The organism is Citrobacter sp. 21OH12SH02A-Citro (assembly GCF_027919895.1).
Classification (GTDB): Bacteria; Pseudomonadota; Gammaproteobacteria; order Enterobacterales; family Enterobacteriaceae; genus Citrobacter; species Citrobacter braakii.
Genome location: NZ_CP114801.1, coordinates 1,282,874 through 1,305,438 on the forward strand (window position 1 = coordinate 1,282,874; position 22,565 = coordinate 1,305,438).

Below are 22,565 nucleotides of genomic sequence, written 5' to 3' on the forward strand. Positions count from 1 at the left end.
AGGCACCGCCTTATTCCACAACAAAGCCGGGTTAATCCCGGCTTTGTTGTATCTGACGTTCCCCTCAGTTAGCATCAACCTATTCCTGTCCATTGAGAGTAACGCCTTGAAGCGCTGGTCTGTTTTCCCCCGATCTTTACGTCAATTGGTTACGTTGGCATTTTTGCTTATCCTGCTGCCGTTGTTAGTTTTGGCCTGGCAGGCGTGGCAAAGTCTGAATGCCCTGAGCGCGCAGGCGGCGCTGACGAACCAAACCACGCTGATTGACGCCAGACGCAGTGAAGCGATGACCAATGCCGCGCTGGAGATGGAGCGTAGCTACCGGCAATACTGTGTGCTTGATGACCCAACGCTGGCTAAGGTTTACCAGAGCCAACGTAAACGCTACAGCGACATGCTGGATGCGCATGCGGGCGTGTTGCCGGATACCAAGCTTTATCAGGCACTGCGTCAGGACCTCAACGATCTCGCGCAGTTACAGTGCACCAACAGTGGTCCTGATAGCGTGGCGGCGGCGCGGCTGGACGCTTTCGCCAGTGCCAATACTGAAATGGTACAAGCGACGCGCACGGTCGTCTTTTCTCGTGGGCAGCAGCTACAGCAGGAAATCGCCGAACGTGGGCAGTTCTTTGGCTGGCAGGCGCTGGTGCTGTTTCTTGTCAGCCTGGCGATGGTGTTGCTGTTTACCCGCATGATAATCGGTCCGGTGAAGGGCATAGAAAAAATGATCAATCGTCTGGGGGAAGGGCGCTCGCTGGGCGATAGCGTATTATTTACGGGACCCCGGGAGCTGCGGTCCGTGGGCCAGCGCATTATCTGGCTGAGCGAACGTCTCTCCTGGCTAGAGTCACAACGACATCAGTTTTTACGCCACCTGTCCCATGAGCTAAAAACGCCTCTGGCGAGCATGCGCGAAGGTACCGAGCTGTTAGCCGATCAGGTCGTTGGGCCGTTAACGCCAGAGCAAAAAGAGGTGGTCGGTATTCTTGATGACAGTAGCCGCAACCTGCAAAAACTGATTGAGCAACTGCTCGATTACAACCGCAAGCTGGCGGATGACGAGGTTGAGCTTGAACGTGTGGAAATCGCGCCGCTAGTGGAAAGCGTTGTTTCTGCACATAGCCTGCCCGCTCGCGCCAAAATGATACATACTGATGTTGCGCTTGCGGTGAACGCCTGCCTGGCAGAACCGATGCTATTGATGAGCGTGCTGGACAATCTTTATTCCAATGCGGTGCACTATGGCGCTGAATCCGGTAACATTTGGATCCGCAGCAGTTTGCATGGCTCAATGGTATACATTGATGTAATGAATACCGGCACACCGATTCCAGAAGCAGAACAGACCATGATCTTCGAGCCTTTTTTCCAGGGTAGCCATCAGCGAAAAGGGGCGGTAAAAGGAAGCGGGTTGGGGCTGAGCATTGCCAGAGATTGCATCCGCCGTATGCGGGGCAAACTGTATCTGGTTGATGAGCATGCGCAAAACGTTTGTTTTCGCATAGAACTGCCGCTATCTGCAGCGAAAAATCACTAAAATAAACCTAAGTCTGGTGAGTATGCCATACGTTGTTGTCCGAATGCTTAAACGACATTTTTTCCGTCGCGTCATCCTCGCAAGCCTGCCGTGTCTGGCGCTGGTAGGCTGCGTCCCGAACGCGGTGAATCATATTATCGGCGACCCTTCGCAGGAGAAAATTCCGCCTCATCAACTGGCGGACTACCTTGCTACCGACTGTAGCGATATCTGGTCGCTGTCTGGTCAGCCCACAGAGACCAATCCGCTGTACTGGCTGCGGGCGATGGATTGCGCCAATCGCCTGATGCCGGTACAGGCGCGTAGTGAAGCCAGCACGATGATGCCTGATACCTGGCAGGGGGCTTTCAGGCGCGGGATCCTGCTTGATAACGCCAACATTACGCCGCCTGAAAGGCGGGAGACGGTTACGCGCCTCGACGCATTAAGCCCGCAAATTCCGCCACAGGTACGGCCGCTGTATCAGGTCTGGCGCAGCAGTCAGACGTTGCAGTTGCAACTGGCCGAAGAGCGTATGCGCTACAGCAAGCTTCAGCAGGCATCAGACAGCGATCTTGATACGTTACGTCAGCAGCAACAACACTTGCAGTCTCAGCTCGATCTCACGACCCGCAAGCTGGAGAATCTGACCGATATCGAACGCCAGCTTTCCACGCGCAAACCTGCCGGTAGTTACAACCCTGATGCGCCGCACGGGAACGATAAACTCACCCCACCTGATAACGAGGAAGGCGCAGCGTCGTCTGCCGATGAGGTCACGCCATGATAAGCCGTAAGCCCGCGCATCTGCTGCTGGTGGATGACGATCCCGGCCTGTTGAAATTACTTGGAATGCGCCTGACCAGCGAAGGCTACAGCGTCGTAACCGCAGAAAGCGGGCAGGAAGGGTTGCGGGTACTGAACCGTGAAAAAGTGGATCTGGTTATTAGCGATCTGCGCATGGATGAAATGGACGGCATGCAGCTGTTTACTGAAATCCAGAAAGTGCAGCCGGGAATGCCGGTTATTATCCTTACCGCTCACGGTTCCATCCCCGACGCCGTTGCGGCGACCCAGCAAGGGGTGTTCAGCTTTCTCACTAAGCCGGTGGATAAAGACGCGTTATACCATGCGATCGACGGGGCGTTGGAACAGTCTGCGCCTGCCGCTGATGACAGCTGGCGTGAGTCCATCGTCACCCGCAGCCCACTGATGCTGCGCCTGCTGGAACAGGCGCGCATGGTGGCGCAATCGGACGTAAGCGTATTGATCAACGGCCAAAGCGGAACTGGGAAAGAAGTTTTTGCCCAGGCCATTCACAACGCCAGCCCGCGCAGCCACAAGCCCTTTATTGCCATTAACTGCGGCGCATTGCCGGAACAACTGCTGGAGTCCGAACTGTTTGGTCATGCGCGCGGCGCCTTTACCGGCGCGGTGAGCAATCGTGAAGGGCTGTTTCAGGCCGCGGAAGGCGGAACGCTGTTTCTCGATGAGATTGGCGATATGCCCGCGCCGTTGCAGGTTAAATTGCTACGTGTATTGCAGGAGCGAAAAGTCAGGCCGCTGGGCAGTAACCGCGATATCGATATTGATGTGCGGATCGTTTCCGCGACCCACCGCGATTTACCCAAAGCGATGGCTCGGGGGGAATTTCGCGAAGATTTGTACTATCGCCTCAACGTGGTGAGCCTGAAGATCCCGGCGCTGGCCGAGCGTACGGAAGATATTCCGCTGCTGGCAAACCATCTGCTGCGCCAGTCTGCTGAACGACACAAACCGTTCGTGCGCGCCTTTTCGACCGATGCCATGAAACGACTAATGACCGCCAGTTGGCCTGGTAACGTGCGTCAGTTGGTTAACGTGATTGAGCAGTGCGTGGCGTTGACCTCTTCGCCGGTGATCAGCGACGCGCTGGTGGAGCAGGCGCTGGAAGGGGAGAATACCGCGCTGCCGACCTTTGTTGAAGCGCGTAACCAGTTTGAACTCAACTACCTGCGTAAGCTGTTGCAAATCACCAAGGGCAATGTGACCCATGCGGCGCGAATGGCGGGGCGCAACCGCACCGAATTCTACAAGTTGCTCTCTCGCCATGAGCTGGATGCAAACGATTTCAAAGAATAAATCTGCGGATTATGTTAGTTTTATTCGATCAAAAGACAGGCGACCTTTTCAAGGAATAGCATGAAAAAGATTGATGCGATTATTAAACCCTTCAAGCTGGACGACGTCCGCGAAGCGCTGGCTGAAGTCGGCATTACCGGTATGACTGTAACAGAAGTGAAAGGGTTTGGCCGTCAGAAAGGCCATACTGAGCTGTACCGTGGTGCGGAATATATGGTGGATTTTCTGCCGAAGGTAAAAATTGAAATTGTGGTCACCGACGACATCGTCGATACCTGCGTCGACACCATTATTCGTACTGCCCAGACCGGTAAAATCGGTGACGGTAAGATTTTTGTCTTCGACGTGGCACGCGTGATTCGTATTCGCACCGGTGAAGAAGACGACGCGGCAATCTAAGCCGCGCCGTGCTTGCCGGATGGCGGTGTAAACACCTTATCAGGCCTACAATATCCCGTAGGCCTGATAAGCGCAGCGCCATCAGGCATGAGTAATTACAAGACTTTATGCGGGCCGAAGCATTCGTAATGAATGTTCTCGTTTTTCACGCCCAGGCCGACCAGCTGCTTCGCGGCAAACTGCATAAAGCCAACCGGACCGCACAGATAAAACTGCATCGCCGGATCGCTGATTGCGCCTTCCAGTTTGTTCAAATCCATCAGACCAATACTATCAAACGCACCTTTCGCGCGATCGGCTTCGGTTGGCTCACGATACCAGGTGTGTGCGCTAAAGCGTGGCAGCGTTTTGCCCAGTTCATTCACTTCATCGGCAAAGGCATGTACATCGCCATTTTCTGCCGCGTGGAACCAGTTAACCTGCGCCGTATGATTCGCTTTTGCCAGCGTATCCAGCATCGCCAGCATCGGGGTTTGACCCACGCCTGCTGAAATCAGAGAGACTGGGGTATCGGTTGCGACGTCCATAAAGAAATCGCCCGCAGGTGCGGCTAAGTGAACGACGTCGCCCACATTCGCATGGGTGTGCAGCCAGGTGGAAACCTGACCACCGTCTTCACGCTTCACAGCAATACGGTAGCCTTTGCCATCGGGTTTACGGGTCAGTGAGTACTGACGAATTTCCTGATGCGGGAAACCTTCCGGCTTCAGCCAGACGCCCAGGTATTGCCCCGGATGATATTCAGCCACTGCGCCACCGTCGACAGGTTCAAATTCAAAGCTGGTGATAAGCGCACTGCGTGGGGTTTTTGCCACGATGCGGAAAGGACGGGTACCTTCCCAGCCGCCATTTTTATTGGCATTTTCGCTGTAGATCTGCGCTTCACGGTTGATGAAAACGTTCGCCAGCACGCCGTATGCTTTGCCCCATGCATCCAGAACTTCCTGGCCCGGGCTGAACATTTCGTCCAGCGTTGCCAGCAAATGGCCACCTACGATGTTGTACTGCTCCGGTTTAATCTGGAAGCTGGTATGCTTCTGCGCGATTTTCTCAACGGCAGGCAACAGCGCCGCCAGGTTCTCGATATTGCTGGCATACGCGGCAATAGCGTTAAACAGCGCTTCCCGCTGATCGCCATTACGCTGGTTACTCATGTTGAAGATTTCTTTCAGCTCTGGGTTATGCGTAAACATGCGATCGTAGAAATGGGCGGTCAGCTTCGGGCCTGTTTCAACCAGCAGGGGAATGGTGGCTTTCACTGTAGCGATGGTTTGTGCGTCAAGCATACGGTCTTCCTTTATCTGAAATTTTAATGATGTATGTCAAATACATCTTATAAAAAATACCCCTGCATTGTAAATGGTTCTTTGTCACTTTGCGTTGTAAAGGTTACATCGTGAAAAATATGCATCACAAACCTGAAAAGAAATCCGTTGAAATTCAGCAGACCTTTGTTCTCCAAAGCCTTGCGTGCCGTGAAGGTAATCGTTTGCGTAAAATCCTTTGTCAAGACCTGTTATCGAAGAATGATTCGGTTATACTGTTCGCCGTCGTCCAACGGGACTGCCTTTTTAGGCCGAAATTCTATTGTTAGCTGAGTCAGGAGATGCGGATGTTAAAGCGTGAAATGAACATTGCCGATTATGATGCCGAACTGTGGCAGGCTATGGAGCAGGAAAAAGTACGTCAGGAAGAGCACATCGAACTGATCGCCTCCGAAAACTACACCAGCCCGCGTGTTATGCAGGCGCAGGGTTCTCAGCTGACCAACAAATACGCTGAAGGTTATCCGGGCAAGCGCTACTACGGCGGTTGTGAGTACGTTGATATCGTTGAGCAATTGGCTATCGATCGTGCAAAAGAGCTGTTTGGCGCTGACTACGCTAACGTACAGCCGCACTCCGGCTCCCAGGCTAACTTCGCTGTTTACACCGCTCTGCTGCAACCGGGTGATACCGTTCTGGGTATGAACCTGGCGCAAGGCGGCCACCTGACTCACGGTTCCCCGGTTAACTTCTCTGGCAAGCTGTACAACATCATCCCTTACGGTATTGATGAGTCCGGTAAAATTGACTACGAAGATATGGCTAAGCAGGCCAAAGAGCACAAGCCGAAGATGATCATCGGCGGCTTCTCTGCTTACTCCGGCGTTGTTGACTGGGCAAAAATGCGTGAAATCGCCGACAGCATTGGCGCATACCTGTTCGTTGACATGGCGCACGTTGCGGGCCTGATCGCCGCAGGCGTTTACCCGAACCCGGTTCCACACGCACACGTAGTGACCACCACCACCCACAAAACCCTGGCAGGTCCGCGCGGCGGCCTGATCCTGGCGAAAGGCGGTGACGAAGAGCTGTACAAAAAGCTGAACTCCGCGGTGTTCCCAAGCGCGCAGGGCGGCCCGCTGATGCACGTGATCGCGGCGAAAGCCGTGGCGCTGAAAGAAGCGATGGAGCCTGAGTTTAAGGTTTACCAGCAGCAGGTTGCTAAAAACGCTAAAGCGATGGTAGAAGTGTTCCTGAACCGTGGCTACAAAGTGGTTTCTGGCGGTACTGAAAACCACCTGTTCCTGCTGGATCTGGTTGATAAAACCCTGACCGGTAAAGAAGCTGACGCCGCACTGGGCCGCGCTAACATCACTGTTAACAAAAACAGCGTGCCGAACGATCCGAAGAGCCCGTTTGTGACTTCCGGTATCCGTATCGGTTCTCCGGCTGTAACTCGCCGTGGCTTTAAAGAAGCGGAAGTGAAAGAGCTGGCTGGCTGGATGTGTGACGTTCTGGACAACATCAATGACGAAGCCGTTATCGAGCGCGTCAAAGGTAAAGTTCTGGATATCTGCGCACGCTTCCCGGTTTACGCGTAATTCTGCTTAACGCAAAACGAAAGGCCGCTGATGCGGCCTTTTTTAATGCTCATCCCGGTCAACGAATCGTCTGTAGTTGCTCCTCCACATACAGATAACCAATTCCCATCAGCTGTTGTGCGCGGCTCAGCTTGCCAAAGCCGATTTGGGTTGCTCTGGTGCGAGTCGCGTCACGATGATCAAAGGGGTTAAATCCCGTCTGCCTGATGATGATATTCAGCCACTCTTCCCCAAAGCCACAGCTGCGACCGTATAACAAAATATTATTTATATTTAAGGTATTCAGGAAGTTGTAGAGACTAAGTCCGATGGCGTTGGCCGAGTCTTCAACCCAGGCATGAAGGCGTAAATCCCCCTGTTGCCATTTTTCAATCAAGGCATCAATGGTTAGTGCTTCAGGATTATCAGCGAGATCGGGGCGCGTTTTTAACCACATTCTCGCCTGTTTTTTTAGCGCGCTGAGGGACGCTACGGTTTCCAGACAACCGTATCGACCACAATCGCAGGCTACGCCATCAGGGTTGATAATCGTGTGCCCGATTTGTCCGCTGCCGTAGAGACTGCCGCGCCATACCTGGTCGTTGATAACAAATGAGGAGCCAATACCATAATCGACATTGATGACGCAAAAGTCCCGATACTGACCGTCGTTTTGCCATTTTTCCGCCAGCGCCAGCATCACACAATCGTTATCGACCATGACGCGCACGTTGAGTTTTTCTTCCAGCAGGTATTTCAATTCCACGGGCTGTTTCCAGGGCGCCTGTGGCATCGTCTGCGATACGCCCGTTCCCGCATCAACCTGTCCATGAACCGCCAACGCCAGATTGATTTTTCGATTAGGCCAATTTTTACGGTACTGATGCCAGCATTTCTCAATGGCCGCGAGTAATGCCTGGGGATGGGGGGCGTCAATCGCATGGTATTCAACGTCGCCTTTTGGACTCAGACAGGCGTTGCCAAGCTGGCACTCGATACTGGTTGGCGTGATGTTCATGCATAAGGTCCAGTCACCCTCCGGGGCGATAAGCCAGGCACCGCTGCTATGGCCGCGTGACAGATGGTCGTCCGGTACATTTACGACGCGTCCCTCTTCCTCCAGCTCCTGAAGAATATTGCTGACGGCAGGAATCGAGATTTGTGCCAGTCGGGCGAGGGTCGATTTGCTGGCTCGTTTCTTGCGATACAGGTACTCCAGCAGCACACCCTTGTTGTAATGGCGAATTTGCTGATTATTAATGCAGGCTTTCATACACTAAACCTTGTTAACTAAATTGCGTGATTATTGTGCGTAAAACCCGTAATTCTGTCCATTACACTGCTCTCATTATTTCACTCCAGTATGTCTTGTTAACTTTGAGGGCGTTATGAGTTCAGTAAACGTTTGGCAGGAGACGGTACATATTCCGACCTATGAAACGGGGGCGCAGGATGTACATCCCATGTTTCTGGAGAATCGGGTTTATCAGGGGTCTTCCGGGGCCGTATATCCCTACGGTGTGACGGATACGCTGAGCGAGGATAAAACGTTAAAGGCCTGGCAGGCGGTATGGCTGGAAAATGATTATATCAAAATCATGATCCTGCCCCAGCTCGGGGGCCGCGTGCATCGCGCATGGGATAAGGTGAGGCAGCGTGATTTCGTTTATCACAATGACGTTATCAAACCCGCGCTGGTGGGGCTGCTTGGTCCGTGGATCTCCGGGGGGATCGAGTTCAACTGGCCGCAGCACCATCGACCCACTACGTATATGCCGGTGGATTTTACGATTAGCGAAAATGACGATGGCTCAAAAACAGTGTGGGTTGGCGAGACGGAGCCGATGCATGGGCTGCAGGTGATGACCGGATTTACTCTGCGCCCGCAACGTGCAGCGCTGGAGATTGGCAGTCGCGTCTACAACAGCAATGCCACGCCGCGTCATTTCTTATGGTGGGCGAATCCGGCAGTGAAAGGTGGCGACGGGCATCAAAGCGTCTTTCCACCGGATGTCACCGCGGTGTTTGATCACGGCAAACGTGCGGTTTCAGCCTTCCCGATCGCCACCGGAACGTATTACAAGGTGGACTATTCGGCGGGTGTTGATATCTCTCGCTATAAAAATGTTCCGGTACCGACCTCCTACATGGCGGAAAAGTCAGAATACGATTTTGTCGGCGCCTGGTGCCATGATGAAAATGGCGGGCTTCTGCATGTTGCGGATCATCATATCGCGCCGGGGAAAAAACAGTGGAGCTGGGGGTATAGCGAATTTGGTCAGGCATGGGATAAAAATCTGACCGATGAGAATGGGCCTTATATCGAACTGATGACCGGTATTTTTGCCGATAACCAACCGGATTTTACCTGGCTTGACCCATTTGAAGAAAAGCGTTTTGAGCAATACTTCCTGCCTTACCACTCGCTGGGCATGGTACAGAACGCCTCGCGCGATGCGGTGATTAAACTACAGCGTGATGACGAGGGGATTGCCTGGGGGGTGTATGCCATTTCTCCTCTCTCCGCCCACCGTCTTACCCTTTGCGAAGAGGGGAACCCGCAGCCGCTGCTGGATGAAGTGATTGAGCTGATGCCATGCGCCGTTGTGCAGGGGGCGTTAACCGGGATTAATCCCGCTCGTCTGACGATAACGCTTTCCGATCGCCACGGCAGGAGCGTATTGCGTTATCAGGAACATCAGCCGCAGGAGATACCGCTGCCGGAAGTGGCGAAAGCCCCGCTAAGTGCGGATAAGATCGGCAGCGTGGATGAGGCGTGGTTTATCGGCCAGCATCTGGAGCAATATCACCACGCCAGCCGTTCACCTTTCGACTATTACCTTCGCGGCCTTGAACTGGATCCATTGGATTACCGCTGCAATCTGGCGCTGGCGATGCTGGAATATAATCGCGCCGACTACGTACGAGCGAGCGATTATGCCACTCAGGCGTTGGCGCGTGCGCATCGCCTGAACAAAAATCCGCAGTGCGGGCAGGCAAGCCTGATCCGCGCCAGCGCCAGAGAACGGCTACAGCAATGGCACGATGCGCAGGAGGATTTTTGGCGCGCAGTGTGGAGTGGTAACAGCAAAGCGGGCGGATATTATGGGCTTGCCAGGCTGGCTACGCGAAATGAGCGTTACGATGATGCCCTGAATTTTTGTCGGCAGAGTCTGCTGGCGTGTCAGACCAACCAGGATGTGCTGTCTCTCGAAACATTATTACTGCACCTCACCGGTCGTCATGGCGAGGCACTGCAACTGACCGAAAACCTGCTGCGCGACTATCCGCTGAATCCCACTTTCTGGTGGGTGAAAGCGACGATCTCTGCAGCCGAATCGGACATGGCCCGCTGGGTGGGCGTCTGCCAGTCGCGGGATATTAACGCCTTGCAGACCGCCGGATTATTGCTGGACTGGGGAATGACTGAGCGGGCGAAAGCCGTCCTGACCGCGCTTAACTGCCAGAAAACGCTACCGCTCTATTTGCAAGCCAGTTTGAGCGAGGGGAATGAGCGCCTTGCGCTGATAAACCGCGCGCGCGAGGTGTTTCCTGACTTTGTGCGTTTTCCCAATCTGCTGCCGGAAGTGGCGGCGCTGGAAAATGTCACAGAGTGCTATTTTGCTCAGCACCTGCTCGCCTGCTTTCACTACAGCCGGCGTAACTATGAGAAAGCGACTCACCTGTGGCAGCGCTGTGTTGAGATGGCCCCTGATTTTGCTGATGCCTGGCGAGGGCTGGCGATTCATGCGTGGAATAAACTGTCTGATGCCAGTCTGGCGACGGCGTATCTGGATAAAGCGTGTGAGCAACAACCGCAAGACGCTCGTCTTTTGTTTGAGCGCGATCTGCTGGATAAGCTCACTGCCGCAGAGCCAGGCAAACGCCTTGCCCGGCTGGAGGCAAATCTCGCTACGGCACTGAAACGCGACGATTTAACGGCGGAGCTGCTGCATCTTTGGCATCTCGCCGGGAAAACGGATCACGCGGCCGGGATCCTTTCTTCGCGTAAGTTTCATCCCTGGGAAGGTGGCGAAGGAAAAATAACCAGTCAGTTTATTATCAATCACCTTTTGCGAGCCTGGCAGCATATTCAGCACCAGCGTCCGCAGCAGGCTGAAGCGTTGCTGACTGCCGCGCTGCACTACCCGGATAACCTCAGCGAAGGACGGTTGCCGGGTCAGACCGATAACGATATCTGGTTCTGGCTGGGGATTTGCGCCCGGCAGCAGGGTATGGAAGAACGTGCTGTCGAGTGTTTCCAGAAAGCGGCGCGGGGCGATCGGACGATCAACATTCATAGCTACTACAACGATCAGCCGGTGGATTACCTCTTCTGGCAAGGTATTGCCTTGCGGATGACGGGTGAAAATGCGGCCAGCCACCAGCTTTTCAACGATATGCTGCAATGGTCGCAACACATGGAGGCTGAGCAGGTGGAGGCCGATTTCTTCGCGGTATCCCAACCCGATCTCCTCTCGTTATATGCCGATATCCAAAAGCAGCATCAGGAGAAATGTTTGCTTGTGCGCTCCCTGGCGACGGCAGGACTGGGCGGCGGAGCAAGCTACGAGCAGGCGCTATCTGAGCTGGAAGCGCTCAATCCCGCCTGGGCGAAAGCTGCGCTGTTTCGACAGACAATGCCCTTCGTGCTGCACCTCATTAACTAAAGAACGTTTACTGTAATCTTTGAGCGGCCTGACCCGCCGCTTTCTTCGGGATGTTTAGAATATGTGAAATCGCCCGGCGGACGCTTATGTTCCGCCGAAGCTAAACAACAATAAATGCCTGACCCTACAGGAGGCACGTATGTCTAAAAATAAGGTAGTCTCATTTTTTTCATATTTACTGTTAACGTTGTTGAGTATTTCATTCCCCGGCTTTAGCGCAGAGAAAGAGATTACCGTCGGTGCAATCTACCTTGATACTCAGGGGTATTACGCTGGCGTACGTCAGGGCGTTCAGGATGCGGCACTAGAGAATCAGGCAAAAATTCAGCTCATTGAAACCAATGCTCAGGGCGATATTTCCAAAGAGAGTTCGTTTATCGATACGCTGGTCGCGCGCAACGTGGACGCCATTATTCTCTCTGCCGTTTCAGAAAACGGCAGCAGCCGCGCGGTTCGCCGGGCCAGTGAAGCCGGTATTCCGGTGATTTGCTACAACACCTGTATCAATGATAAAGGCGTGGACAAGTATGTCTCTGCCTACCTGGTTGGCGATCCGGTTGAATTTGGTAAAAAGCTGGGGGAGGCCGCGGCTGATTATTTTATTGCACAAAAAATCAGTGCCCCAAAAATTGCGATAATTAACTGTGAAGCGTTCGAGGTCTGTGTGCAGCGGCGTAAAGGCTTTGAAGAGGCGCTAAAAGCACGCGTTCCGGATATGCAGATTGTCGCGAATCAGGAAGGAACTGTTCTCGATAAAGCCATCTCTGTGGGCGAAAAGCTGATTATCTCCTCATCCAGTCTGGACGCCATTATGGGGGAGTCCGGCGGGGCGACGCTGGGTGCGGTTAAAGCGGTCCGCAATCAAGGGAAAGCGGGCAAAATTGCCGTGTTCGGCTCGGATATGACAACGGAAATCGCTCAGGAATTGCAAAGCTATCAGGTGCTGAAAGCCGTTGTCGACATTTCGGGTAAGAAAATGGGCAATGCCGTTTTCGCACAAACCATGAATGTGATTAATAAAACCCCACAGGCAAACAAAATCATCCCTGTGGACATCGATACCTACGTTAAATCTGAAGATGGTAAGCAGTGGCTGACTACGCATGTCGACGGTCTGCCTTGATGACTCTTGTCCGTTAACTGAGGTAGAGATGTGATGACAGCAAGTGAAAAAACGTCGACACCGGTCGCGAAGATAGTCGCAGGAAATAAGCGTTATCCCGGCGTCGTGGCGCTGGATAACGTGAATTTTATGCTCTCAAAAGGTGAGGTTCGGGCGCTATTGGGGAAAAATGGCGCGGGAAAGTCCACGCTCATTCGTATGCTGACCGGCAGTGAAAGTCCTGATAGCGGCGAAATTTGGTTGGGTGGAACCCGCCTTGAGGGCAGCGATGCCACGCTGACGCGACGCGCAGCGGAGTTGGGGGTCAGAGCCGTATACCAGGAGCTGAGTCTGGTTGAGGGATTGACGGTTGCTGAAAATCTCTGTCTTGGTCAATGGCCGCGTCGTAATGGCATGATTAATCAGACTATGATGGCTCGCCAGGCGACAGAGGCACTGGCGGCTCTCGGTGTTGATGTTCCACCCGATGCTTTAGTCGGGACGTTGAGTCCGGCACAAAAGCAACTGGTGGAGATTGCCCGTGTAATGAAAGGCCAGCCGCAGGTGGTTATTCTCGATGAACCGACCAGCTCGCTGGCTAATGCGGAAGTTGAGTTGGTGATCAACGCGGTAAAACGGATGTCAGCGCTGGGCGTCGCCGTGATTTATGTCAGTCATCGCATGGAGGAGATCCGCCGTATCGCCTCTTGCGCAACGATCATGCGCGATGGTCAGGTCGCCGGGGATGTTACGCTGGAGAGCACGACCACTCAGGAAATCGTATCGTTGATGCTGGGCAGGGAACATATCGATCTCCCGCGGGTTAAACCCGGCATCTCGCTAACGACTCCGGTTCTGCAGGTTGCGCAATTATGCCATCCGCCAAAGCTACATAATATTAGCTTTACGCTGCACCGGGGCGAAGTCCTGGGGATTGCAGGTCTGCTGGGATCGGGCCGTAGCGAATTACTCAAGGCAATCATTGGATTAGAGTCATTTTCCCGCGGAGAAATCACGCTGAACGGCGTGAATATTTCGCAGCCTGATTATGCCGCAATGCTCAAAAGCGGCGTGGGCTATACCCCGGAAAACCGTAAAGAAGCGGGGATCATTCCGCTACTGGGTGTGGATGAAAACACGGTAATGACCAACCGACACAAGGTGAGTCAGCGTGGCGTGTTGAACTGGCAGCGGATCCAGGCGCTGACGGCGGCGGTGATGAGCAGGATGACGGTAAAAGCGGCAAATACGCAGACCGCAATCGGGACGTTATCGGGCGGCAATCAGCAAAAGGTGGTCATTGGACGCTGGGTATATGCCGAAAGCGAAATTTTGCTCCTTGATGAGCCGACGCGCGGCGTCGATATCGAAGCCAAACAGCAGATATATCGTATCGTGCGTGAGCTGGCCGCAGAAGGAAAAAGTGTCATCTTCATTTCCAGCGAAATAGAAGAACTGCCTTTAGTTTGCGATCGTATTTTGCTGCTGCAAAACGGCGAATTTACCCGCGAGCTTTTAGCCCCTGTAAATGTCGATGAATTAATGTCGGCCATTCTATCCACGCACTAGCCATTACGTTTATTGAGGAAATAACAGATGTCTGCCTCATCATTAACGCTGCCGCAAGGCAAAAGTACCGCGCCAAAGCAATTTATTAGCAATCATATTAATGAAATTGGTTTGCTGGTGGTTATTGCTATTTTATATCTGGTATTTTCATTGAACGCGCCAGGATTTATTTCGTTAAATAACCAAATGAACGTCCTCCGGGATGCCGCGACGATTGGGATTGCCGCATGGGCAATGACGCTCATTATTATTTCCGGTGAGATAGACGTGAGTGTTGGGCCGATGGTGGCGTTTATCTCCGTCTGTCTGGCCTTCCTGTTACAGTTTCAGGTGCCGCTTAGCCTTGCCTGCCTGATGGTGTTAATTCTGGGCGCCGCGCTGGGCACGCTTGCTGGCGTATTGCGTGGCGTATTTAGCGTTCCAAGCTTCGTGGCCACATTAGGTTTGTGGAGCGCCTTACGCGGTATGGGACTGTTTATGACCAACGCGCTTCCGGTACCGATTGATGAAAATGAGGTGCTGGAATGGCTCGGTGGGCAGCTTTTTGGCATCCCGGTGTCGGCGCTCATTATGCTGATTCTGTTCGTCATCTTTGTCTTTATCAGCCGCAAGACTGCGTTTGGTCGCTCCGTTTTTGCCACCGGCGGGAATGCGACCGCCGCGCAGCTTTGCGGGATTAACGTTAAGCGGGTGCGTATTTTGATTTTTACGCTCTCCGGTTTGCTGGCTGCCATTACCGGGATTCTGTTGGCCGCCAGGCTTGGCTCAGGTAATGCGGGGGCGGCAAATGGACTGGAGTTTGACGTCATTGCGGCGGTTGTGGTCGGAGGCACCGCGCTGTCCGGCGGTCGCGGTTCACTGTTTGGCACTTTATTAGGCGTACTGGTGATTACCCTTATTGGTAATGGACTGGTGCTGCTGGGAATTAACTCTTTCTTCCAGCAGGTTGTTCGCGGACTAATTATTGTGGTGGCAGTGCTGGCGAATATATTGCTGACCCAACGTAACAGTAAACTTAAACATTAATATTTATTAATTTATGCAGAGGGAATGATGAAAACAATGCTGGCTGCTTTTTTACCGGGAAATTCCACCGTTGAACTCAGAGAGGTTCCTGTGCCAACGCCGGGTATCAATCAGGTTCTCATTAAAATGAAATCATCAGGAATTTGCGGGAGCGATGTTCATTATATTTATCATCAGCATCGGGGGACTGCTGCTGCGCCGGATAAGCCATTGTATCAGGGGTTTGTTAACGGTCATGAACCTTGTGGACAAATTATTGAAACCGGGGCTGGCTGTCGACACTTCAAAGCGGGTGACCGGGTGCTGGTTTACCATATTTCCGGCTGCGGATTCTGTTCCAACTGCCGACGGGGTTTTCCGATCTCCTGTACCGGGGAGGGCAAAGCCGCCTACGGCTGGCAGCGCGACGGGGGTCATGCTGAATATTTATTAGCGGAAGAGAAAGACCTGATTCATCTCCCGGATGCCCTGAGCTATGAAGACGGGGCGTTTATTAGCTGCGGCGTTGGGACAGCCTACGAAGGTATTCTGCGTGGTGAAGTGTCCGGCAGTGACAACGTTCTGGTTGTCGGCCTCGGGCCTGTCGGCATGATGGCCATGATGCTGGCGAAGGGGCGTGGGGCGAAGCGCGTTATTGGCGTCGATATGCTGCCAGATCGCCTGGCGACGGCAAAACAGCTGGGCGTGATGGACAACGGATTCCTGGCCACGACGGAGAATCTACCGGCGCTGATTGCCGAACTGACGCACGGCGGCGCGGACGTGGCGCTGGATTGTTCCGGTAATGCAGCGGGTCGTCTGCTGGCATTGCAGTCGACAGCGGACTGGGGGCGAGTTGTCTATATCGGTGAAACCGGGAAAGTTGAATTTGAAGTGAGTGCCGACCTGATGCATCACCAGCGGCGTATTATTGGCTCCTGGGTAACCAGCCTGTTCCATATGGAGAAATGCGCCCGCGATCTGACCGACTGGAAGCTTTGGCCGCATAGTGCGATTACGCATCGTTTTTCTCTTGAACAGGCAGGGGAAGCCTATGCGCTGATGGCGAGCGGGAAGTGCGGCAAAGTGGTTATTAACTTTCCGGATTAAGGGGGCCAGATGACGCTTTATACGCTGGAAAATAGCAATCTGCGGCTTCAGGTTGCGGAGCAGGGCGGGGCGATTGAGGGACTGTGGTGGCAACATCAGGGGGAAATGAGCCCCGTGCTGCGCCCAGGCCTGAAAAGCGGAATTGCGGTGGAATCGTCTTGTTTCCCCCTCGTGCCGTTCGGTAACCGGGTGAGCGGAAATCGGTTTCGCTCACCGGCGGGAGAGCATCAGCTGCAACCTAACGTTGAGTGGGACCGCCATTACCTTCACGGCGATGGCTGGCTGAATCGCTGGCGCTGTGTGGCACACTCTCCGACGCAGCTCAGACTGGAGTATATCCATCGGCAGGGAGTCTATCTTTATACGGCGCAGCAGGTTTTTACCCTGAGCGCCAGCGGGGTTGAGGTTGAACTGATCGTCACCAATGAGGGGGATTCGCTCCCGTTTGGCCTGGGCTGGCATCCCTATTTCCCGCTGTCGCCGGGAACCCGTATACAGGCGCATGCCAACGGCTACTGGCTTGAGAAAGAACACTGGCTAACCGGCGCGCACCAGGAGAGCTTGCCGCAAGAGCTGGATTTCAATCAGCCCGCTCCGCTGCCTGAACATTGGGTGAATAATGGTTTCTCCGGCTGGGATGGGGCTGCGGCAATCCAGCAACCCGATTTGGGGTATCAGCTTTTGATGACTACCGAGCCACCTGCGCCCTGCTATTTTGTTTTTGTTTCCGATCCGGCATTTGATAAGGGATATGCATTCGATTTTTTCTGTTTTGAACCCATGAGCCATGCGCCTGACGATCACCATCGCCCGGATTTTGGTCAGTTAACCCTGTTGGCATGCGGCGAAAGCATGCGGCAAAAGATGACTCTGAATATTCAGTCTTATTAAACTCCCTGCCCGGAAACGGGCAGGAATAACGTCAACTTCGGCGGCTTCTATACTTATTCCGGCGTTGTTGACTGGGCAAAAATGCGCTTATCAGGCTGCTATCACAACGACTTCAGCGCTACGCCTTCATCGCACAGCGCTTCCTCGCTTACTACTCGTCCTGAATGAATTAACTTACGCAGTGCGCGCACTTCGCGTCCGTTGTTGAGCGCTACTGCGCCAATTAGCTTCCCATCACGCAGGTGGAACCAGATAGCCTTGCCGTCATCCGGATTGCCACGACATAGCCATGTTTGCCCTTGCATATCGCCAACAAATTGCAGATTGTCATTAAATTGGTCGGTCCAGAACCAGCCAGGCGTCTTCTCCGGCAACGGCAGATTGAGCATTGCGGCAGCGGCAATCTGTGCCTGGTTATTGGCATTTTCCCAGCTTTCTACCCGTTCTAACGAACCGTCAGGCTGGCGCGTTATCGCCACATCACCGGCGGCAAAAATCGCGGGATCGGAGGTGATGCAGGCGGAGTCAACGATAATACCGTTAGCCGTCTCCAGCCCCGCTTCGCGAGCCAGCGCATCATTCGCCACGATGCCGATGCCATAAACCAGCGCATCGGCCTGTAGCGTCTCGCCGTTTTGCAGGGTAAGCGAGAGAAACTCTCCCGCTTCAGCGTGCTCAATGGCGCTGTTGAGCAGCACCCGCACCCCTGCCTGTCGGTGGCGGTTTAGCAGATAGTCGCGCACCGGAGCAGGGGCGTTGCGACCCATTACCGTTGAGGCCAGCTCCACTAACGTCACCCTACAGCCGCGTTGGATCGCGCTGGCCGCTAATTCCAGGCCAATGGTGCCCGCACCGACAATCACAATCGCCTTGCCCGGCAGCAAGGCACCGCGCAGACGCTCGGCATCTGTGGCGTGACGCAGGGTAAAGCAACGTTCGCCCAGTTTATCCAGTAGCGGCAGCGGTCTGGCGGCGGCCCCGGTCGCCAACAGCAACTGCGACCAGCGGTAGGACTGACCATCGGCGAGCATCAGCGTGCGAGAGGTGCGGTCAATCTGACGCAGCGTGACGCCAAGATGCAGCTGTACGTTGTTCTCCCGCCACCAGTCAGCGTTCAGGATCGGCTGTCGCTGTGGATTTTCGTCCAGCAGCATCGCTTTGGAGAGCGGAGGGCGTTCATAGGGCAGATACGGCTCATCAGAAAACAGATGCAATTCGCCGTTAAATCCTTGCTGACGCAGTGCGACGGCGGCCATTGCCGCAGCCTGACCACCGCCGACGATAGCGATAATTTTATGGCTCATAACGCCTCCTCAGAGATCCAGTCCGGCGGCAACGTGACGAATACCGCGAATGCCCAAACCGGCATCGGCATTGATCATCACGCCACTCAATGTGCGATTGTTGCGCTTTGACGCCAGCATCACATACGGGCCGGTAAAATCCGCTGGCTCAGGAAAAAACTGCAACGGCAAAATGGCGGCGATTTTTTCCGGCGTCAGCGACTGCATAATCGACGTATCGCCCTGGCCCAGCGCCTGTGGGCCGCGCAGATCGGTCGCCATACCGCACGGACCGACGCCGTTGACGCGCACCTTTGGCGCCAGCTCGTAGGCTAACTGGCGAATCAACCCGGTGGCGGCATGTTTAGAGGCGGTATACAACGGACCGCCGCCGCCGGGATACCACGCCGCGTTGGAAAGGGTAAAGATGATGTTGCCTTCGCTGGCGATAAGTGCAGGGGCGCAGGCTTTTGCACCCAGCAAATAGCCCAGCACGTTGACGTTAAACAGCTCATGAAAGCCGCTCTCCAGCGCGTCCGCTGGCGTATTGACCAGCGAGGCGTTGTGATCCCATATCCCGGCGTTGCCGATCAAACAGTCTAGGGTGCCGTAGCGCGCCAGAATTTGATCCACCGCGCGCTGATAGTCGGCGTAGCAGGTGACGTTGCCTTCTACTGCCAGCACATGTTCGCCAAAACGTTGGTGCAGGCTGGCGACTTTGGCTGGCGAAAGTTCCAGCGTGGCGACCCGCGCGCCTTCCTCAATGAAACGCTCGACCAGCGCCAGGCCAAGACCGGAGCCGCCGCCGGTGATAAAGACCACGTTATCGCGTAAATCGCTCATCTCGCGTCCTCTGGAATATCAACGAACACATCGCTACCTTCCACGTACACCGCGTAGGTGGTCAGCGGATCGGTGGCAGGTAAACACAACGCCTTACCGGTTTTCAGGCAGAAACTGGCGGCATGCAGCGGGCATTCCACCGTCGCATCGTCTTCCAGATAACCTTCCGACATCGAGGCATTACCGTGGCTACAGCGATCGTTAATGGCATAAAACTCGCCGCCAACGTTGAACAGCGCGATGACGGGCGAGGTGTCGAGCCGGAGCGCTTCACCCTCCGGCAAATCCCCTACGGGGCAGGCATAAATACGACTCATCAGAACAATACACTCAGGTTATGGGAGGTGATCACCGCTTGATCCAGCACGATCTCACGCTCCAGTAAGCGCCACTCATCGCCCGGTAAACGGCGCACTTTGTCCATGCGCATGCCGACGTAAAAGGTTTCATCGCGCTCTTTTTGCGCGCGATACAGCAGATAGTTAAGGCGCACGGCGAACACATCCGGCACTTCGGTTTCACTGACCTGGCAGTTGCTGATCAGGTGCCGGGTACGCGACGGCGGCTCCTCTGCCCAGGCCATCCCGGTTTCCAGTCGCGCAATACGGCGTTCAAGCTGATCTTTGTTGTCGTTAAAAATCCAGGTTGTTGGCGGCTGCACGCCTTTGCGACGATCGCGCGTCTGGGCATTGACCGTTGTGCGCATGGTATAGCGAATGTCGTCATCCAGCTGTGCCAGCCAGTCGCGAAACTGCCAGTCATCCAGCAGGCTGGCTTCATGGTAGAGAAACTGCGTAATGCGGTGATGCAGTTCCAGGGAAACTAAAGCACTCATTTCATCACCTCCTGCTGGTAAGCGGCGGTTTTTTCATGCACTTCCTGCCAGCTTTCGCTGCTGAGTAAATCAGCCCAGCGCTGATACATGCCGCGGGCGGCGGTTTCTGAGAAGATGTAGTTGGTGATCCCCGGAATGCCGTCTTCACGACGTTTCTCCTGACCTAACCCCATTTCCAGGCACAGTTTGCTATTACGCGCCCGATGGCCCTTCAACAGTTTTTGAATTTCACTCCAGTTTTCCGAGTCGTCCTGCTCAAGGAATCCGGCGGGGCCAAAAGCGCGCGTAGCGCTGTTTTCAAATGCGGCTTTCACTTCATCAGAGGCGGCTTTATCGGTAATACAGAACGCCCACACTTCAACCTGATCAGGACCGCGCGGATGCCAGACGCGCAACGTAGCGGTACCATTGAGCCAGGAAAGCGTTGGAAAAATGTTGTTGTGACCGGCCAGACGCAGAGCACGAACCTTACCCAGACGCTGTTCAGCTTCTGCGTAGGTGTCGCGGTAGTAGCTGGAGACTTCGCCGTCGACCCACACGTTGGCATCCGGCTTTTCGGTAAAGAAGAAGCCGCTGCCGTGCCCGTCCTGGCCGAACTGTAGTGCATCTTTGGCGGTTTCCCACACCGGGCGAGCGGTTTGTCCGTCACCGAGGCGTTTATCGCTACCGTCGTCTTTTGCCCCCAACACCTGCACAGCGGAGGCATGGCTGAACAATGCGTGATACTGATCGCTGGCAAACTGTTCGGCGGGGAATTTCCAGTTACAGTCGATGGTCCACTTCTGTACGCCGCCGACGATTTCTGTGCCGCCTTCGCGGCGGTCAAGCACACCGTCGAGATACCACGCGATGTCGCCGAGATAATCGCGTAGCGTGGGCGCGGTGGTGTCCCAGTTGCCGAAAATCAGCCCTTTATAGCTCTCTACGCCAGGAACTTCGTTCAGTCCCCAGTGCGATTTGCATAACCCTTGCGGGTAAGCGCGAGGCTCCAGCGGGACGTCGATCAGCTCGCCATTGATACCGTACGACCAGCCGTGATACGGGCAGGTAAAGGCGCGAGTGTTCCCGCAGTCGGCGTAGCTGACGCGCATCGCCCGGTGGCGGCACTGGTTGAGAAACGCTTTGATGCTGCCGTCTTTCTGGCGAACCACCACGACCGCATCCTCGCCCATGTAGGTGTTAAAAAAATCACCGGCTTTGGGGATTTGGCTTTCGTGGGCGAGAAATAGCCAGCAGCGCCCGAAGATGCGCTCCAGCTCCAGTTGGTAAATTTCTGGGTCAGTATAAATCCGTGGGGTTACACGACCGTTTTGCGTGTCGAGCAGTTGGTAGATGTCTAAATTTGAGGGTGTGGTCATATTTTTTAATCCTGAAAGATAAGATGTATTGACCTTCTATTTTTGTGCCATAAGGATGTTGCTGGTTAGTTATCAATCTGTGAAATAGTAAATTTCTACCAGTTGAGACATTTTTTCGATAACAAGGAGAAGGGCATGGAACTGAGGCACTTACGCTATTTTGTGGCGGTGGCGCAGGCGCTGAATTTCACCCGGGCGGCAGAAAAGCTGCATACCTCTCAGCCGTCGTTAAGCAGCCAGATCCGCGATCTGGAAACCTGCGTGGGCGTTCCGTTACTGGTGCGGGATAAGCGAAAAGTTGCGCTGACGGCGGCGGGGGAATGCTTTTTACAGGATGCGCTGGCGATCCTTGAGCAGGCGGAAAATGCCAAAGTTCGCGCCCGTAAAACGGGGCAGGAAGATAATCATTTCGCTATTGGTTTTGTCCCTTCCGCTGAGGTGAATTTGCTCCCGAAAGTGCTGCCCTTATTTCGTTTAAAACAACCGGATACACACATTGAGCTGGTAAGCCTGATAACCACCGAACAGGAAGAAAGGATCCTCAACGGAGAACTGGACGTGGGCTTAATGCGTCACCCGGTGTACAGCCCGGAGCTGGATTATCTGGAGCTGATTCATGAGCCGCTGGTCGTGGTGTTACCGGTGAATCATCCGTTAGCCAATGAGCAAGCGATCTCCGCAGAACAGCTGCATGGCGTAAATTTTGTCAGTACCGATCCCGCTTATTCCGGGGCGCTAGCGATGATTGTCAAAAACTGGTTTCAGCAGCAGGAAAGCCAGCCCAATATTGTGCAGGTAGCGACCAATATTCTGGTGACCATGAATCTGGTCGGCATGGGGCTGGGGGTGACTTTGATACCCGGTTATATGAATAATTTTAATACCGGGCAGGTGGTTTTTCGGTCAATCGTCGGTGAAGCGCCAACGCTGGCATTGTTGATGGCATGGAAGAAGGGCGAGCTAAAGCCCGCCCTGCAGCAATTCATCGAACTGGCACAACGCCAGAGGATAGAGTAAA

Annotated in this window: 19 protein-coding genes and 1 pseudogene; 12 read left to right on the plus strand and 8 right to left on the minus strand. The window is 54.2% G+C overall.

The window, feature by feature from the left end:
* Positions 1-106: 106 nt before the first annotated feature.
* From qseE to glnB, 4 genes are read left to right on the plus strand one after another with little or no spacing between them, the layout of a single operon-like run.
* Positions 107-1,537 carry a two component system sensor histidine kinase QseE/GlrK gene (qseE, locus tag O6D90_RS06190; RefSeq protein ID WP_049282310.1) on the plus strand — a complete coding sequence of 477 codons (1,431 nt, stop codon included), beginning with the start codon at positions 107-109 and terminating at the stop codon, positions 1,535-1,537.
* A 22-nt stretch (positions 1,538-1,559) separates the two neighbouring features.
* Positions 1,560-2,303 carry a two-component system QseEF-associated lipoprotein QseG gene (gene qseG, locus O6D90_RS06195; protein ID WP_016157162.1) on the plus strand — a complete coding sequence of 248 codons (744 nt, stop codon included), beginning with the start codon at positions 1,560-1,562 and terminating at the stop codon, positions 2,301-2,303.
* Entirely contained in the window at positions 2,303-3,637 is a 1,335-nt protein-coding gene (gene glrR, locus O6D90_RS06200; protein WP_304412487.1) for a two-component system response regulator GlrR, read from the plus strand. Before qseG ends, glrR begins: the two co-directional genes overlap by 1 nt.
* Before the next feature lie 60 nt (positions 3,638-3,697).
* On the plus strand, positions 3,698-4,036 hold the full coding sequence (gene glnB / locus O6D90_RS06205) for a nitrogen regulatory protein P-II (RefSeq protein ID WP_002914032.1): 339 nt from the start codon (positions 3,698-3,700) through the stop codon (positions 4,034-4,036).
* Here glnB and O6D90_RS26305 read toward each other — a convergent pair.
* Both O6D90_RS26305 and hmpA read right to left on the minus strand, forming a co-directional pair.
* Positions 4,033-4,128: pseudogene (locus O6D90_RS26305) on the minus strand (hypothetical protein); the annotation flags it as partial. The gene glnB and the pseudogene O6D90_RS26305 sit on opposite strands and share 4 nt — an antisense overlap.
* A 3-nt stretch (positions 4,129-4,131) precedes the next feature.
* A complete protein-coding gene (gene hmpA / locus O6D90_RS06210; protein ID WP_016157161.1) occupies positions 4,132-5,322 on the minus strand; it encodes an NO-inducible flavohemoprotein in 1,191 nt (396 codons plus the stop codon).
* A gap of 326 nt (positions 5,323-5,648) precedes the next feature.
* Here hmpA and glyA point away from each other — a divergent pair, with 326 nt between their 5' ends.
* Entirely contained in the window at positions 5,649-6,902 is a 1,254-nt protein-coding gene (gene glyA / locus O6D90_RS06215; RefSeq protein ID WP_016157160.1) for a serine hydroxymethyltransferase, read from the plus strand.
* A gap of 58 nt (positions 6,903-6,960) precedes the next feature.
* Here glyA and O6D90_RS06220 read toward each other — a convergent pair whose 3' ends face one another.
* Positions 6,961-8,154 carry an ROK family transcriptional regulator gene (locus tag O6D90_RS06220; protein ID WP_016157159.1) on the minus strand — a complete coding sequence of 398 codons (1,194 nt, stop codon included), beginning with the start codon at positions 8,152-8,154 and terminating at the stop codon, positions 6,961-6,963.
* Positions 8,155-8,269: 115 nt separating this feature from the next.
* Between O6D90_RS06220 and O6D90_RS06225 the strand changes: the two genes are divergently transcribed.
* From O6D90_RS06225 to O6D90_RS06250, 6 genes are all read left to right on the plus strand, one after another.
* The gene (locus O6D90_RS06225; RefSeq protein WP_016157158.1) at positions 8,270-11,551 is read left to right on the plus strand and encodes a DUF5107 domain-containing protein; all 3,282 of its coding nucleotides are present in this window, start codon (positions 8,270-8,272) and stop codon (positions 11,549-11,551) included.
* Between the two features lie 139 nt (positions 11,552-11,690).
* A complete protein-coding gene (locus O6D90_RS06230) occupies positions 11,691-12,674 on the plus strand; it encodes a substrate-binding domain-containing protein (RefSeq protein ID WP_016157157.1) in 984 nt (327 codons plus the stop codon).
* Positions 12,675-12,704: 30 nt separating this feature from the next.
* On the plus strand, positions 12,705-14,222 hold the full coding sequence (locus O6D90_RS06235) for a sugar ABC transporter ATP-binding protein (RefSeq protein WP_088583052.1): 1,518 nt from the start codon (positions 12,705-12,707) through the stop codon (positions 14,220-14,222).
* 27 nt (positions 14,223-14,249) lie between these two features.
* Positions 14,250-15,248, plus strand: coding sequence for an ABC transporter permease (locus O6D90_RS06240; protein WP_016157155.1), 999 nt, complete (start codon positions 14,250-14,252; stop codon positions 15,246-15,248).
* A gap of 27 nt (positions 15,249-15,275) precedes the next feature.
* The gene (locus O6D90_RS06245; RefSeq protein ID WP_016157154.1) at positions 15,276-16,337 is read left to right on the plus strand and encodes a zinc-dependent alcohol dehydrogenase family protein; all 1,062 of its coding nucleotides are present in this window, start codon (positions 15,276-15,278) and stop codon (positions 16,335-16,337) included.
* Positions 16,338-16,346: 9 nt separating this feature from the next.
* Positions 16,347-17,228 carry an aldose 1-epimerase gene (locus O6D90_RS06250; protein ID WP_016157153.1) on the plus strand — a complete coding sequence of 294 codons (882 nt, stop codon included), beginning with the start codon at positions 16,347-16,349 and terminating at the stop codon, positions 17,226-17,228.
* A gap of 101 nt (positions 17,229-17,329) precedes the next feature.
* Here O6D90_RS06250 and hcaD read toward each other — a convergent pair whose 3' ends face one another.
* Genes hcaD through hcaE form a run of 5 tightly spaced genes read right to left on the minus strand, consistent with a single transcriptional unit; the run spans position 17,330 to position 21,547 of the window.
* Positions 17,330-18,532 carry a phenylpropionate dioxygenase ferredoxin reductase subunit gene (gene hcaD / locus O6D90_RS06255; protein ID WP_016157152.1) on the minus strand — a complete coding sequence of 401 codons (1,203 nt, stop codon included), beginning with the start codon at positions 18,530-18,532 and terminating at the stop codon, positions 17,330-17,332.
* A 9-nt stretch (positions 18,533-18,541) separates the two neighbouring features.
* Positions 18,542-19,354 carry a 3-phenylpropionate-dihydrodiol/cinnamic acid-dihydrodiol dehydrogenase gene (gene hcaB, locus O6D90_RS06260; protein WP_016157151.1) on the minus strand — a complete coding sequence of 271 codons (813 nt, stop codon included), beginning with the start codon at positions 19,352-19,354 and terminating at the stop codon, positions 18,542-18,544.
* Positions 19,351-19,671: a 3-phenylpropionate/cinnamic acid dioxygenase ferredoxin subunit gene (hcaC, locus tag O6D90_RS06265; RefSeq protein WP_016154025.1), complete on the minus strand. Its 321-nt coding sequence runs from the start codon at positions 19,669-19,671 to the stop codon at positions 19,351-19,353. Before hcaC ends, hcaB begins: the two co-directional genes overlap by 4 nt.
* Positions 19,671-20,189, minus strand: coding sequence for a 3-phenylpropionate/cinnamic acid dioxygenase subunit beta (gene hcaF, locus O6D90_RS06270; protein ID WP_016154024.1), 519 nt, complete (start codon positions 20,187-20,189; stop codon positions 19,671-19,673). Before hcaF ends, hcaC begins: the two co-directional genes overlap by 1 nt.
* Positions 20,186-21,547 carry a 3-phenylpropionate/cinnamic acid dioxygenase subunit alpha gene (gene hcaE, locus O6D90_RS06275; RefSeq protein WP_016157150.1) on the minus strand — a complete coding sequence of 454 codons (1,362 nt, stop codon included), beginning with the start codon at positions 21,545-21,547 and terminating at the stop codon, positions 20,186-20,188. The genes hcaF and hcaE overlap by 4 nt, the downstream gene beginning before the upstream one ends.
* Before the next feature lie 135 nt (positions 21,548-21,682).
* Here hcaE and hcaR point away from each other — a divergent pair, with 135 nt between their 5' ends.
* Positions 21,683-22,564, plus strand: a complete 882-nt coding sequence (hcaR, locus tag O6D90_RS06280; RefSeq protein WP_016157149.1) for a DNA-binding transcriptional regulator HcaR — start codon at positions 21,683-21,685, stop codon at positions 22,562-22,564.
* Position 22,565 lies beyond the last annotated feature (1 nt).